The 14,770-nt window shown below is 38.4% G+C and carries 15 protein-coding genes; 12 read left to right on the top strand and 3 right to left on the bottom strand.

The window, feature by feature from the left end; genetic code table 11:
- Positions 1-2: 2 nt before the first annotated feature.
- From F564_RS19010 to F564_RS0109270, 7 genes are all read left to right on the top strand, one after another.
- Positions 3-896 carry an SPFH domain-containing protein gene (locus F564_RS19010; RefSeq protein ID WP_034981212.1) on the top strand — a complete coding sequence of 298 codons (894 nt, stop codon included), beginning with the start codon at positions 3-5 and terminating at the stop codon, positions 894-896.
- Positions 897-1,008: 112 nt separating this feature from the next.
- Positions 1,009-1,908, top strand: coding sequence for an ABC transporter ATP-binding protein (locus tag F564_RS0109295; RefSeq protein ID WP_028122407.1), 900 nt, complete (start codon positions 1,009-1,011; stop codon positions 1,906-1,908).
- Positions 1,905-2,750, top strand: a complete 846-nt coding sequence (locus F564_RS0109290; RefSeq protein WP_028122406.1) for an ABC transporter permease — start codon at positions 1,905-1,907, stop codon at positions 2,748-2,750. Before F564_RS0109295 ends, F564_RS0109290 begins: the two co-directional genes overlap by 4 nt.
- 262 nt (positions 2,751-3,012) lie before the next feature.
- Positions 3,013-3,747 carry a tetratricopeptide repeat protein gene (locus tag F564_RS0109285; RefSeq protein ID WP_028122405.1) on the top strand — a complete coding sequence of 245 codons (735 nt, stop codon included), beginning with the start codon at positions 3,013-3,015 and terminating at the stop codon, positions 3,745-3,747.
- On the top strand, positions 3,748-5,481 hold the full coding sequence (locus tag F564_RS0109280) for a BatD family protein (RefSeq protein WP_028122404.1): 1,734 nt from the start codon (positions 3,748-3,750) through the stop codon (positions 5,479-5,481).
- A 51-nt stretch (positions 5,482-5,532) separates the two neighbouring features.
- Positions 5,533-6,135, top strand: a complete 603-nt coding sequence (locus F564_RS0109275; protein ID WP_028122403.1) for a MarC family protein — start codon at positions 5,533-5,535, stop codon at positions 6,133-6,135.
- A gap of 11 nt (positions 6,136-6,146) precedes the next feature.
- Positions 6,147-6,341: a hypothetical protein gene (locus F564_RS0109270; RefSeq protein WP_028122402.1), complete on the top strand. Its 195-nt coding sequence runs from the start codon at positions 6,147-6,149 to the stop codon at positions 6,339-6,341.
- Positions 6,342-6,374: 33 nt separating this feature from the next.
- On the opposite strand, the gene F564_RS0109265 is transcribed toward F564_RS0109270, so the two are convergent.
- The 3 genes from F564_RS0109265 to F564_RS0109255 all read right to left on the bottom strand — a co-directional run bounded on the left by F564_RS0109265 (position 6,375) and on the right by F564_RS0109255 (position 10,386).
- A complete protein-coding gene (locus F564_RS0109265; protein ID WP_028122401.1) occupies positions 6,375-6,611 on the bottom strand; it encodes a hypothetical protein in 237 nt (78 codons plus the stop codon).
- Positions 6,612-6,763: 152 nt separating this feature from the next.
- Complete coding sequence (locus F564_RS0109260; protein WP_028122400.1) at positions 6,764-8,521, bottom strand: AMP-dependent synthetase/ligase; 1,758 nt, start codon at positions 8,519-8,521, stop codon at positions 6,764-6,766.
- Between the two features lie 98 nt (positions 8,522-8,619).
- Positions 8,620-10,386 carry an AMP-dependent synthetase/ligase gene (locus F564_RS0109255; RefSeq protein ID WP_028122399.1) on the bottom strand — a complete coding sequence of 589 codons (1,767 nt, stop codon included), beginning with the start codon at positions 10,384-10,386 and terminating at the stop codon, positions 8,620-8,622.
- Positions 10,387-10,533: 147 nt separating this feature from the next.
- Here F564_RS0109255 and F564_RS0109250 point away from each other — a divergent pair, with 147 nt between their 5' ends.
- The 5 genes from F564_RS0109250 to F564_RS0109230 all read left to right on the top strand — a co-directional run bounded on the left by F564_RS0109250 (position 10,534) and on the right by F564_RS0109230 (position 14,766).
- On the top strand, positions 10,534-11,676 hold the full coding sequence (locus F564_RS0109250) for an acyl-CoA dehydrogenase family protein (RefSeq protein WP_028122398.1): 1,143 nt from the start codon (positions 10,534-10,536) through the stop codon (positions 11,674-11,676).
- Between the two features lie 28 nt (positions 11,677-11,704).
- Positions 11,705-12,070 carry a hypothetical protein gene (locus F564_RS0109245; protein WP_034981209.1) on the top strand — a complete coding sequence of 122 codons (366 nt, stop codon included), beginning with the start codon at positions 11,705-11,707 and terminating at the stop codon, positions 12,068-12,070.
- 82 nt (positions 12,071-12,152) lie between these two features.
- A complete protein-coding gene (locus F564_RS0109240) occupies positions 12,153-12,725 on the top strand; it encodes a helix-turn-helix domain-containing protein (protein ID WP_028122396.1) in 573 nt (190 codons plus the stop codon).
- An 86-nt stretch (positions 12,726-12,811) separates the two neighbouring features.
- Complete coding sequence (locus F564_RS0109235; protein ID WP_028122395.1) at positions 12,812-14,278, top strand: serine hydrolase; 1,467 nt, start codon at positions 12,812-12,814, stop codon at positions 14,276-14,278.
- A 77-nt stretch (positions 14,279-14,355) separates the two neighbouring features.
- Positions 14,356-14,766, top strand: coding sequence for an RrF2 family transcriptional regulator (locus F564_RS0109230; protein WP_028122394.1), 411 nt, complete (start codon positions 14,356-14,358; stop codon positions 14,764-14,766).
- The last annotated feature ends 4 nt before the right edge of the window (positions 14,767-14,770 follow it).

Raw genomic sequence — 14,770 nt, 5'->3', positions numbered from 1 at the left:
TTATGATATTTTTAGGCGCTATAGTTTTTTTCGGAGTGATCACGCTTTTTGCTTCTTTTTTTACCGTCAAACAAGAGACGGCGGCACTTGTGGAACGTTTGGGGAAATTTCATTCGGCCAGGCATGCGGGTTTGCATTTGAAGATCCCTTTCATAGATCAGATCTCCAAAAGGATGAATCTCAGAATCCAACAGCTGGATGTCATGATCGATACCAAAACACTTGATAATGTTTTCGTGAAAATGAAAATTTCTGTTCAGTTTCAAGTCATCAGGAACCAAGTTGCAGATGCTTTTTACAGGTTAGAAAGTCCGCACGATCAGATTACATCTTATGTTTTCGATGTGGTAAGAGCGGAAGTTCCAAAGCTGAAACTGGATGATGTTTTTCTTAAAAAAGATGATATTGCAGTGGCGGTAAAAGCAGAATTACAGGAGGCAATGCAAAGTTATGGCTACGATATCATCAAAGCGTTGGTGACGGATATCGATCCTGATGATCAGGTAAAACATGCGATGAACAGGATCAACGCAGCTGAACGTGAAAAAACAGCAGCTGAATATGAGTCAGAAGCACAAAGAATCAGAATTGTAGCCGTTGCAAAAGCGGAAGCAGAATCCAAAAAATTGCAAGGACAAGGGATTGCAGACCAAAGACGCGAAATTGCAAAAGGTCTGGAAGAATCTGTAAAAATGCTGAATGCAGCAGGAATCAGTGCGCACGAAGCATCTGCCTTGATCGTTGTGACGCAGCATTATGACACCTTGCATTCTATTGGAGCCAATAACAGATCGAATCTGGTTTTGTTACCGAATTCTCCCACTGCAGCAAGCTCATTACTAAATGATCTGGTAACCTCTATGGCTGTGTCCAAGAAAATAGAAGAGACAAATTAGGATTGTGTGGCGGTGTAATTTGGTAAACAAAAGTCCGACGATTCGGGCTTTTCTATTATGGTATCTGTAACTAAAATTAACTTTTGCAGACTATTTTAAAAAAAAATAATAAATGGAGAAAATTCTGGAAGTAAAAAATTTAACCAAAAAATTTAAACAGATTGCGGTTAATCATATTTCCTTCGACGTAGAAAAAGGAAATGTCTATGGTCTGCTGGGTCCCAATGGAAGCGGGAAATCTACGACATTCGGGATGTTGCTTTCGACAATCAATCCAACTTCTGGTCACTGGAAATGGTTTGGAAAAGAAGGAACTGATACCGATACACTCAAGAGAATTGGCGCCATCATAGAGCAACCCAATTTCTATCCTTATCTGAGTGCTGAAAAAAATCTTGAAGTTGTTGCAACGATCAAAGGTGTGCCTAAACAAAGGATAGACCAGGTTTTGGAAACTGTCAATCTTTTAGCAAGGAAAAAGGACGCTTTTTCATCTTACTCTTTGGGAATGAAGCAACGTCTGGCCATTGCTTCTGCCTTGTTGGCGGATCCCGATGTGCTGATCCTGGACGAGCCGACCAATGGTTTGGATCCTGAGGGAATTATTCAGATTAGGGATATTATAAATTCGATTGCAAAATCCGGAACAACGATTATCGTTGCAAGTCACCTCTTGGATGAGATCGAAAAAATCTGTAGTCACGTGATTGTTCTTAAGCATGGAACGGCTATTTATTCCGGAGCGGTGGATGCAATGACCAATACAAAAGGTTTTTTCGAATTGAAGTCTGACGACAGCAATGCGCTCATTTCTGCTCTGACTGGGCTGCATCTTTTCTCCAGTGTGAAAGAAAAAGACCAGTTGGTCATTGCTCAGATTTCAGAAGATATTTCGGCTTCAGAACTTAATAAACGATTATATGAAAAAGGCATCTTTTTGTCGCACCTGATGAAGAAAAAAGAAAGCCTTGAAACCCAATTCCTAGAACTTGTAAAACACGCCAACTCATGATAAGATTATTAAAATTAGAATATCTCAAAAATGTGAATTACAAGCCATTTAAGATATTTGCGGCCTTGTACTTTATTGTTTTGACTGCGTTGTTGTTCATTGGATTGGTAGATTTTGATGTGTTAGGAGCTAAGGTGAATTTGAAAGAGCAGGGAATGTATGATTTTCCCGGTGTATGGAATTTTACCACCTACATTGTAGGATTACTGAAGATTTTCTTAGGCTGCATTATTGTTTTTTCAATTTGTCAGGAGTTTAGCAACAGGATGTTCAAGCAGAATTTGATTGATGGCTTGAGCCGTGAAGAATTCATTATGTCAAAGCTTTTGACGATATTGGTTTTTACCAGTTTTTCTACCTTGTTTGTTTTTATCATCGCTTTTATTCTCGGAAAAAGTTACTCTGTAACGCAGGCGAGTGATTTGGTTTTCAAAGAGATCTATTTCATTTTCAATTACTTCTTAAAGTTGTTTACGTTCTTTTCATTTCTGATGTTTTTATCAATTTTGTTTAGAAAATCGATATTCGTATTCCTTGGCTTTTTTATGGTTTGGTTTGGAGAGGGCATTTTGTCTGGTTTGGAAAAGTTTACCGTGATGAAGGATTTTGATCCGAAAAACAAAGCCACAATGGTCTTGGATCATACCTATTTGACAGATTTTCTGCCATTGGGAAGTATGTCTGCTTTGATTCCTAACCCTGCAGTTAGAACCAATATGGGGAAAATGTTTGGGATGCAGTTCAAATTTGAATACCCGTGGGAGAGTGTATTAGCTTGTGTTGTCTGGTCAATCGTATTCATTGCAGGAAGTTACTGGATTCTTAAGAAAAAAGATTGGTAGATTTGGCTTTAATTGAATTTGTTTAAACATTTGTAATACAGTGTTATATTTATTTTTAGTAAAAGTAAAATTGAGTCTAAAATGACCATTTGAATTGAAGTTTGAAAACCACTAAATTCATTTTTAGTGGTTTTATTATGTTAAATTGGCAAACAAACTGTTAAAAATTACTGTGTTTAAAGGCTTTTAGCAAGCTTATTTTTAACCCAACTTTAACTTTTAAAGTATTGATTTTAACATTAAAACGAATATTTTTGTATCAATGAATTTTAAAATTACTTTGCGCCTGATTGTATTGTTTTTTTCCTCGCAGTTTCTCCTTGCGCAGAAGAGTTACAATGCATTGGTTTATGAGGGTAATAAAAAATTTGATGCCAAGGAATACGATGCCTCATCTAGCAAATATCTGCAGGCCATTGCAGAAAAAAACAGCAATTATACAGCCCACTATAATCTGGGCAACGCACTGTACAAAGGCAAAAAATACGAAGAAGCAACCGCTGAATATGAGAAGGCAGCAACCCTTACCAAAAGCAAATATGAGAAAGCTGCTGCGCTTTATAACCTTGGTAATGTATCTATCCAAGCCAATAATCCGGAAAAAGCAGCAGACTATTACAAGCAAGCTCTCAAACAAGATCCTTACAACGAGGCTATTCGCAAGAATTATGAGATCGCAATGCTGAAAGACAGAGAGAAGAAAGAACAGCAGAAGCAAAAACAAAACAAAGGAAAAGGCGGTGATCAAGATCAGAAAAACAAAGATGATTCTGATAAAGGCAACCAGAAAAAAAATCAGCAGGACGGCAAAGGTGAAGACCAAAAAGGAAAAGATCAGGGAAAACCAAATCAGCCGAAAAAAGAAGAAAATAAAATACCGGAAGAAGCAGAAAAACAGATCCTGAAAGATATCGAAAACCGGGAAAAAGAAACTGCAAGAAGAATTTTAAACAAAAAATCCAACGCGATGCCGCAAAGCAAAGAAAAGGATTGGTAAATGATAAAGAAAAATTTATACATCGTATTCCTTTTAGCATCGGCTTTTTCCTTTGCTCAGGTCAATCTGTACTCTGAGGTCAATACACAGGATGCCCGTGTGAACAGTCCCATTACGTTTACCGTAGTTTTGGAGATCTTTGGTGAGGATCTGATCCAGGAAACACCAGTGAAGCTTCCCGATCTTACCAAGTTTGAATACGCAATTTCTTCTGAACAGAATACCTTGATAGATCCCGTAAAAAAGATCAGGATCAACCAGATGGTGTATCAGTTTGCCCTCAATCCAAGACAAACTGGAACTGTGAAAATCGGCTCTGCGCTGGTAAAGATCAATGGGAAGATCTACAAAACAGAACCAATCGATATTTATGTAAAAGAAGCAGATAAAAAGCCGTTGGCTTATAATCCTGCCAAAAATATGTACCTCAACATGCAGCTGGAAGAGCGGGAAGTGTACAAAGATGAACCTGCTGTTGTCATTTTGAAAGCCTTCTCCAGAAATATTTCCAGTTTCAGACATCTAGAACCCGCAAAGTTTGAACCTACAAAAAACATGGCCATCCGTTCCATTGCGAACTTTGACGAGTCGATAGAGGATTCTGAAAACGATTATTCCGCACAGATCGTCGGGATGTTTGTCATTATTCCAAAAGTATCCGGTGTACTGGATATTCCCGGGATGGAAGTCCCATTTACAAATCATAAAAATGTATTGGTTTCCAACAGGGCGAGACTCAACGTCAAGAGATTACCAGAAGGTGCGCCTGAAAACTTTAAAAATGCCGTTGGAAAATACGATGTTAAGATAGAAATGATCGACAAAAGCAAAGAGAATTTCGAGATCAACAAAGCTTTCAATATTTCTGTGAAAATCTCTGGCAAGGGAAATCTTTCGCCGTCCATTGTCCCGAAAATAATGCCTTCGCCGGATTATGAGATTTTTGAACCGAAGATCATCAATAATGCCATTGCAACCGAAAAGGGCATAGAGGGCGAAGTAGAAGCGCAGTATGTGATCATCCCGAAGAAAAGAGGCGACCTGAAAATTACCACAGAGGATTTTTCTTATTTCGATCCCAATGAAGAAAAATATGTTGAATTGGGACCTCAGTTTTTGGCGCTTAATGCTGTGAACGCACAGGATATTGCCAATGCCAAAACAACTTTGCAAAAAGTAAACGAGTACACCAACAATGTTCTGGAAAAAGTAGACTCTCCGGTAATGAGCACGCAAAAACTGAAAGTGAAAGAGCACAAAAAGATCAGTTGGATAGTCATTCTTGGCAATCTCCTCATTGTAGGACTTGGTGCGATGCTCTTCCTCTATTTCAACAAAAAAATTAAAGACAAAAAGAAACAGCAACTGGAAAAAAAGAAGATCGCATCCAGACCAATTATGACGATCGCCGAAACCGAAGCACTACTCAAGCATCACCACTCTTTTGATGCAGACTCTCATTTCGATTACTTAAAAAAAATGATCCAGCAAGGCGAAACATCCAGATTTTTCCAAGGTTTTGACGAGCTGAAAGCAGATGCTGATGCGTATTGCAAAACCAAACATTCATTAAATTTTGTGGATTATCTTAAATCTAATTTCAGCTTACATCAGTTGGAGAAATACAATCAGCTGATCGCTAAGGTGAATATAGAAAAATATTCCCCGTATTCTTCCAAAGAGAATCAAACTGAAATTTTAAATGAAATAGAAGAAGTCTATCATCAACTTTAGCAAATTTTCAAAAATATTTCATATTTTTGCGAAATCTTTAAAATCAATGTTATGGAGTTTTTAGAAGAGTTTTCAATCAAAGAAACAATGACGGCTTTTATGGTCTTGTTTGCGGTTATTGATATATTGGGATCCGTTCCTATCATCGTTTCACTGCGCCAGAAGTTTGGTAAGATAGAGTCAGAGAAAGCCGCAATTGTCGCGGGATTGCTGATGATTTCATTTCTATTCATCGGGAATAACATTCTGAAATTCATTGGTGTAGATGTCAATTCTTTTGCAATTGCAGGCGCATTTGTGATCTTCATTATCGCTATAGAAATGATTCTGGGAATAGAAATTCACAAAACCAACCAGCCACAGGCGGCGTCTATCGTTCCTATTGCGTTCCCACTGATTGCCGGAGCCGGAACGCTAACTACCACTTTGTCTTTAAGAGCAGAATATCACGATATCAACATCATTTGCGGCATTGTACTCAATACCATTTTAGTTTACATTGTTTTAAGATTAGCACCTTGGATAGAGAGAAAAATGGGCGAAGGCTCTTTGCAGGTTTTGCAAAAAGTTTTCGGAATTATACTTTTGGCCATCTCTATTAAATTATTTACCGCTAACTTTGCACAGCTATTTCAGAATTATGTCCATTTTTAAATTTACTCAGAATGAAAACATTTTATAAAGTATTCCTGATCATTTTCATCATATCCATTGCAATTAGTATTTACGCAATAGATTGGCAGGCAGGATTTATGGATGATGAGAATACGAAATTCTTATTTTCTATTTCATCAGGAATTTTAGGAATTATTGTCGTTTACATTCTCCATTCTTGGAGCAAACTGGCAGAGAAAAAATAAAAAAAACGTCCCGAATTTGGGACGTTTTTCGTTTCAAATGGTCAAGAGGTGATCCCTCAGAAACCGAATACTTCTCGTATTGATTTTATGTTGGGTCTGTACATTGTCCCACTGTGCAAGGATTTCTTCTACGATCTCATCTTCACATTCATATTGGTCCTCATCATCAAACATCACCGATGTTGCAAAGTGGATCATCTCTTCCTTACTGATCTTATCTTCCAGGAATCTGTCGCAGATTTTTATTAATTCTTGTCGCGTGATGTTCATTATATATTTTTAAATTTTTTGGGCAGCTACTTCCGCCTTCCACTCCCGCTTTTTTATTTTTGTGGCCTGCGCATCGCCCAAAACATCAAAAATAAAAAGAACTCCGTTCAAGCCGGGCTGCTGTGATTCACTAGGAATACATTGATCTTGGATTACCTGTCATACAACTTCTCATACAGCTTTATAAAACGCTCTTTTACCACTTTTCTTTTCAGTTTTAGGGTAGGAGTCAGCAGACCGTTATTTTCTGTCCAGATCTCAGGCGTAAGTTCTATTTTCTTTACTTGCTCCCATTTGCCAAGATGTGCGTTTATTTTTTCGATTTCTTTTTGGATTTCGTCTTTCAGTTCTTTGCAATTGGCAATGTCCTGTGGCGTAGTTCCGATGTTGATCTTGTTTTTGGAAGCCCAGTTTTTCGCATATTCAAAATCGGGTTGTACGAGGGCGGTCGGCATTTTTTCGCCATCACCTACGACCATAATCTGTTCGATGAAGTGGGAAGCTTTGGCCAAATTTTCTATGACCTGAGGTGCTACATATTTTCCGCCGGACGTTTTAAATATTTCCTTTTTTCGATCAGTGATGAACAGGAAATGATCTTTATCCAGTATGCCGATATCACCAGTCCGGAAATACCCGTCATCTGTAAATGCTTCCTTCGTTTTTTCTTCATCTTTGTAATAGCCCTGCGTTACCGTTGGTCCTTTCACGGTGATCTCACCATCTTCTTGGATCTTCACATCGATGTTTTCAATCGGTCTTCCTACCGAACCTATTTTGGTGTGACCAAAACTATTCACCGCAATCACCGGTGACGTTTCCGTCAAGCCATAGCCTTCAAGAATCGGGATTCCGGCAGCGTGGAACATCGTGTTCAAGCGTTTTGATAAAGCTGCAGAACCGGAAACCAAAGTGATTAGATGACCACCCAATCCTTCTCGCCATTTGTTGAAAACCAGTTTGTCTGCAATGATATGTGAGAGTGATTTTGGAGTTCCCATCTTATAATTCTCAGCCACTTTTAGCGACCACAGAAATATCTTGGATTTGATTCCGCCCGCTTCTGTTCCTCTTTTATGAATGGCGTCAAATACTTTTTCTACCATTCTTGGTACCACGGTCATGTATTGTGGCTGTACTTCTTTCAGATTTTCGCTCAGCTTTTCATTGCTTTCTGCAAAATACATAGAAATGCCGTTCATCGTGAAGAGATACAGGATCATTCTCTCATAAACATGACAAAGTGGAAGGAAACTCAGAGCCCGGTTTTTAGAATCTTTGTGCGGAACTCTGTCTTCACATCCCAGAACGTCAGCAACGATGTTTTTATGCGTGAGCATCACACCCTTTGGTCTGCCAGTAGTGCCGGAAGTGTAAATGATTGACGCTAATTCATCTTCAGAAATCGAATTTCTAAGATCATCCACTGCGTTTTGATTCTCGCTTTCTTTTCCCAGATCCAATAATTCTTTCCAGTTTTTTGCACCAGAAACTGGATCGAAAGCGAAAATATCTTTCAAATCTGGGAGTTGATTTTTTATGGAATTGATCTTCTCAAACAATTTGTCATCTGAAACGACACAAATTTTGGAATCGGAATTTTCTAAGTTGTAAATGCAATCTTCACTCGATATGGAAGGGTAAATAGGAACCGTAACTAATCCAATCTGCAAAGCGGCTTGGTCAAAGAAACACCATTCTACGCGGTTGGTAGAGGTGATGATAGCGATTTTATCGCCTTTTTTCAAACCATATTTCAAAAGAGCTCGGGAAAGCTGATTGGTGATATCAATATATTGATCTGTGGATACTTTTTCCCATTTCCCATTTCTCTTATCACATAGATAATCGTCCTTCGTGTATTTTTTTTTCGAATAGTAAGGAATGTCGAAAATCCTTTTTACTTCCATAGTTTTTTAACTTACGTTCAAAGCAAATATAAATAAAACTTAAGGTTGATGCTGTTAATAATTCTATAAAAAAAGCTATCCATTGGATAGCTTTGGTTTTATTTGTACATTCTGTCATAGAGATCTTGGAATTCTGCTTTGATCGCTTTTCGTTTCAGTTTCAGCGTTGGCGTTAGAAGTCCGTCATCTATGGACCAGACTTTTGGGGTCAATTCAATTTTTTTAATCTGTTCCCATTTACCAAGATGTTGGTTTATATTTTCTATCTCTTTTTCGATTCTGGACTTCACCGCAGGATTTGCAGCGATTTCTTTATGAGAATCTGATATCTTAACGTGATGAAGCTCTGCCCAGTTTTTGGCGTAATTAAAGTCAGGCTGAACCAGCGCGCAAGGCATTTTTTCACCATCGCCAACCACCATTATCTGTTCAATGAATTTGGAAGCTTTTGCCAGATTTTCGATGACTTGAGGGGCAACGAATTTCCCTCCCGAAGTTTTAAACATTTCTTTTTTTCTATCTGTGATGAAGAGGAAATGATCTTCATCTATCATTCCAATATCTCCAGTTTTAAAATAACCGTCACTTGTGAAAGCTTCCTTCGTTTTTTCTTCGTCCTGATAATAACCTTCGAAAACAGATGGTCCTTTTACCACTATTTCGCCGTCGGATTCAATTCTTACAGTGACATTTTCAAGAGGGATTCCAACAGATCCCGCTTTGACATTACCAAAACTGTTGACAGAAATGACCGGCGAAGTTTCCGTCAATCCATAACCTTCCAAGATCGGGATCCCGGCGGCGTGGAACATGACATTTAATCGTTTTGATAAAGCGGCAGATCCGGAAACAAGCGTGATGAGATTTCCGCCCAGGCCTTCTCTCCATTTTTTGAAAACCAATTTATCTGCAATGGTATGCATCAAAGATTTGGGTTTTTCAATCTCATATTTTTCGGCAATGCCTACAGACCAGAGGAATATCTTTGATTTCAGTCCGCCTGCAGCAGTTCCTTTATTATAGATAGAATCGTAAACTTTTTCTATCAATCTCGGAACCACCGTCATATAATGCGGTTTCACTTCTTTTACATTTTCTCCTATCTTCTCTATACTTTCAGCGAAGTAGATAGAAATTCCGTTACTTAAGTACAGATAAAAGATCATTCTTTCAAAAACGTGACAGATCGGAAGAAAACTGAGTGCTTTCAGTTCTTTATAATCCAGACTTTTATCTTTCGGTATTCTCGGTGTGCTTGCCGTGACGTTGGCTACAAGGTTGTTATGGGTCAGCGGAACGCCTTTTGGTTTTCCTGTGGTTCCGGAAGTATAGATGATGGTCGCAATGTCTTCGGGATTGATAGCCCTTGCAAGATCGTCTACTTCTTCTTGTGTCAGGTCATTTTCACCTAGATCCAGGATCTCATTCCAGTTGGGAGCGCCATCGATATCATCAAAAGTAAAAACACCTACCAAAGAGGGGATTTCGGCTTTTGCATTTGTCAGTTTTTTATACAGGTCTTTATCCGAAACAAAACAGTATTTGATTTCAGAATTGTTGAAGATGTAAATATAATCTTCCTCAGAAATTGTTGGGTAAACAGGAACTGTTACAACACCAATCTGGGAAATACCCAGATCCATCACTGCCCATTCTGTTCTGTTATTAGAGGTGACGAGACCAATTTTGTCACCTGGCTTGATCCCTAATTTCAAAAGTCCGCGAGAGATTTTGTTCCCTTGATTCACGAATTCCATCGTAGAAGTTTTAACCCATTTCCCATTTTTTTTGGTAACAAGACAGTCTTCATTCGGGAATTTTTCTAATGCTAATGCAGAAAAGTCAAATATTCTTTTAACGTTCATAAATTGTGTTTGTTAATATCGGGTTAAAATTAAATTTACATTATCGTAAATATAATTTTTTTTTCTCAGATAACAAAATGCCGCATTTTTCTTTGATTTTTTGGCAAAAAGTTTATATTTACGAACGAAAAATATAATAAAAAACTTATGGATTTCAATCTTACAGAAGAACAGCAAATGATTCAACAGGCCGCAAGAGATTTTGCACATGCAGAACTTTTGCAAGGGGTTATCGAAAGAGATAATGAACAGAAATTTCCTTACGATGCCGTAAAAAAAATGGGCGAGATGGGGTTTTTGGGGATGATGGTAGACCCAAAATACGGAGGTGCCGGTCTGGACAGCATTTCTTACGTTCTTGCAATGGAAGAAATCGCCAAAATAGATGCATCAGCTGCCGTGGTAATGTCAGTTAATAACTCTTTGGTTTGCGCTGGGATAGAAAAATTTGCCAGTGAAGAGCAAAAAATGAAATATCTGAAACCGCTTGCAAGTGGTGAGGTAATAGGTGCTTTTGCATTGTCAGAGCCAGAAGCAGGATCTGATGCCACATCACAATCAACGACTGCTGAAGACAAAGGTGATTACTACTTGTTAAACGGAACCAAAAACTGGATCACAAACGGTGGAAACGCCACTTACTATGTGGTGATTGCCCAGACCCATCCGGAGAAAAAACACAAAGGAATCAACGCATTCATTGTAGAAAGAAGTTGGGAAGGTTTCCAGGTAGGAAAAAAAGAAGATAAGTTGGGAATCAGAGGAAGTGATACCCATTCCTTGATGTTCACAGACGTGAAAGTACCTAAGGAAAACAGAATAGGAGAGGATGGATTTGGATTTGCATTTGCGATGGCTGTCCTGAACGGTGGCAGAATTGGGATTGCTTCTCAGGCTCTAGGCATCGCTTCCGGTGCTTACGAATTGTCTCTTAAATATGCCAAGGAAAGAAAATCTTTCGGGACAGAGATCATCAACCACCAGGCAATTGCTTTCAAATTAGCCGATATGCACGTGGGTATTATGGCGGCGAGAATGCTGGTTTACAAAGCGGCAGCTGAAAAAGACGAAGGCAAAGATATCTCAGAAAGTGGAGCAATGGCAAAATTATATGCGTCTCAGGTAGCGATGGATACAACAATAGAAGCAGTGCAGATCCACGGTGGTTACGGTTATGTAAAAGAATACCACGTGGAGAGAATGATGCGTGATGCCAAAATCACTCAGATCTACGAAGGAACTTCTGAAATTCAAAAGATTGTGATTTCCAGAGCGATATCAAAAAAATAATTAACTTTGATTACTTAACATACATCATATGAAATATCTTTGGATGACCTTGGCTGTAATTTTCTTATTTCTGGGCGTTTTTGTCTGGTGGAAGTATTACTTTGTGTTTGGAGAAGGCGTCAAATCCGGATATCTCAATTATGCTGTAAACAAAGGAAACGTCTTCAAAACTTACGAAGGCAAGTTGATTCAGGAAGGATTTGGAGCGGCAAAACCGGGCGCGCCAATTGGCAGTAATCAATTTGAATTTTCCATAGAAAATGATTCAGTATTCAAGCAATTGGAACTGAACAGCGGAAAATATTTTGACCTGCACTACAAAGAATACCACGGGACTTTGCCTTGGCGCGGAAACACAGTGTATGTTGTGGACAAAGTGCTTAATATGAAATAAACAGTTAACCTTTCTTTTTTTAGAAAGGTTTTTTTATACTTCATAAAATGAAATATTAAATTTGCTTCTGTTAGCTTTACCAATGTCGGAATTAAAAAAAATAAGGGAAGAAAAGAATCTCACGCAGGAAGAATTGGCAGAAAAGTCAGGACTTTCTGTGCGAACCATCCAACGCATCGAAGCCGGAACAGCACCCAAAGGTTATACTTTGAAAACCTTAGCATCAGCCCTTGATATCTCAGAAAAAGATTTGTCAGTTTCCAGTATTGCGAGAGAAGAAATCAAAACTGAAGAACCAATTCTGCCAATAGAATATCATGAATTAATCAATCATACTTTGATCAAGATCATCAACCTTTCTTCACTTCCTTTGTGCTGGTTTCCTGTCGCTAATTTTTTGCCTCCCGTATTGTTAATGTATTTTACAAAAGAGAGATCGCCAATCGTGAAGCAGATCATTTCTCTCCAGATCATTTTAGCGGTCATATTACCGATCATCTTGATGATTGTCATTTTACTAAAACTCGGGAAAACATCCGTTATGATGACAATGGTACTTTTGGTATTGGCTAATGTTTATGTTATTCTAAGAAATGCTTACCAAATCGATAAGGATGGCAGCCTTCATTATAAGCTGAATTTCAGTGTTATATAAAATTGTCGGGCGCTTGTCGGGTTTTTGTCGGGCTTATTTTTTGAATTAAATTTGATAAAGTCAGAATCTTTGTCAAAAAAGAACCAATGACAAAAAAATTCTGCTCAAGCCTGCTTATTCTCTTCCTCTTCATCGGTAGTCTGAAAGCCCAGATTGATAAAAATTCAGCCTTATTTCTTGAACTGAAAAAACAGGACAGCCTTTTCTTCGAGAGAGGATTCAATGGCTGTGATATGGTTTACATGGAAAAAACGGTTGCTGATGATCTGAAGTTTTACCACGACAAAGGTGGTTTTCAGGATAAAAAAATATTCCTGGAGAGAACCAAACAAAATATCTGTTCCAATCCAAACCAAAAACCCATCCGTAAAGTGATAGAGAACAGTCTGGAGGTTTTTCCTTTGTACAAAGATGGCGAGCTCTACGGCGCCATCCAAACCGGTGATCACCAATTTTATATTCGGGAAAAGGATAAAGCCGAAGTATTAGGTGGGCAAGCCAAATTCACGACAGTCTGGACCAAGAATGACGGAAAGTGGTGGATGAGTGATATCCTGAGCTATGATCACGGCGAACCGAACAGAACCGAAATGACGGACAATATCGATAAAGTGCTAAGAGATAACAATATACCTACTTTGGGGTTGGGTGTGATCCAAGATGGAAAAATAACACAGATAAAAATTTATGGCACGTTAGACGGGAAAAGGATAGCACCGTATAACAGTCTTTTCAATGTTGCATCTCTGACAAAACCTGTAACCGCAATGACCATTTTACGTTTGGTAAGCCTAGGGAAATGGGATCTGGACGAACCGCTTTACAACTACTTTACAGATCCCGATGTTGCAAATGATCCTCGAAATAGAAAGTTGACCACGCGATTGGTATTAAGCCATCAGACAGGTTTCCCGAATTGGAGGTCGGTGAATAATGACAATAAACTAAAATTTGAATTCGAGCCAGGAACCAAATACCAGTATTCCGGCGAAGGTTTTGAATATCTGCGAAAAGCAATTGAGATCAAATTTCATAAAAATATAGAACAGTTAGCGAAGGAACATATTTTCCAGCCAATGGGTATGAACGATACAAATTACATCTGGAATGAGAAAAAAGAGGCCACTAGAATAGTCATTGGCTACGGTAAAAATGGACAATCTTACGATATAGTAAAGAATAAAACAGCAAGCGCAGCAGATGATCTGGTAACTTCTGTAGAAGATTACAGTAAGTTTTTAGTTGCTGTCATGAATAATGATTTACTTTCTTCAAAAGTTTTTGAAGATTTGAAAACGAAGCAGGTACAAACCAGAAAGAACAAATTTTTCGGACTTGGTTTTGAGATCTATGACTTGGGAAATAATGAGATCGCTTTGTCTCACGGCGGTTCCGACAAGGGCGTGAATACGATTATCATTATTTTGCCCAAAACCAAACAAGGTTTGGTGATCTTTACCAATGTGGATGATGGCTACAAAGTATATGAATCTATTTTGAATCAATACTTTGGAGAAGTAGGAAAGAGAATTGTAGAAATTGAGACAAAGTAAGCTATAATTACAATTAAGAAAAATTTAACTGTAATTGATTTTGTTACAATTAAAATAATTTATAACTTTGCACCATTATGAGCAACACAAGATTTGCAACCGCCATCCATATTATGACCCTCCTTGCGAAAGATCCGCAGGAATGGCTGACGTCTGACTGGATCGCCGGAAGTATTAACGTAAATCCTGTGATCGTTCGGAAAGAATTGGGTAATCTGAAAAAAGCAGCCCTCGTAGAAAGCCGGCAAGGTAAAGACGGCGGCGTGAGGATCAGCAAAAATGCAGAAGATATCAATGTTGCAGAGATCTATGAAGCCATAAAAAGTGCAGAAATACTCGGAAAGAAAAATCAAAAACCGAATCCTCTGTGTGCTGTTGGCAAAGATATCAACAAAAACCTGAATCTCCTGTTCTCAGAAACTGACGGTTTGGTTCTGCAGTTTTTGAGCAACAAAAAGTTATCAGATTTTACCAGTCAATTCGATTAAAAAA

Source organism: Epilithonimonas tenax DSM 16811 (assembly GCF_000428485.1).
In the GTDB taxonomy this organism is placed as follows: domain Bacteria; phylum Bacteroidota; class Bacteroidia; order Flavobacteriales; family Weeksellaceae; genus Epilithonimonas; species Epilithonimonas tenax.
The sequence above is the reverse complement of the archived record's forward strand: the minus strand, read 5'-3'. Positions and strand labels throughout refer to the sequence as shown.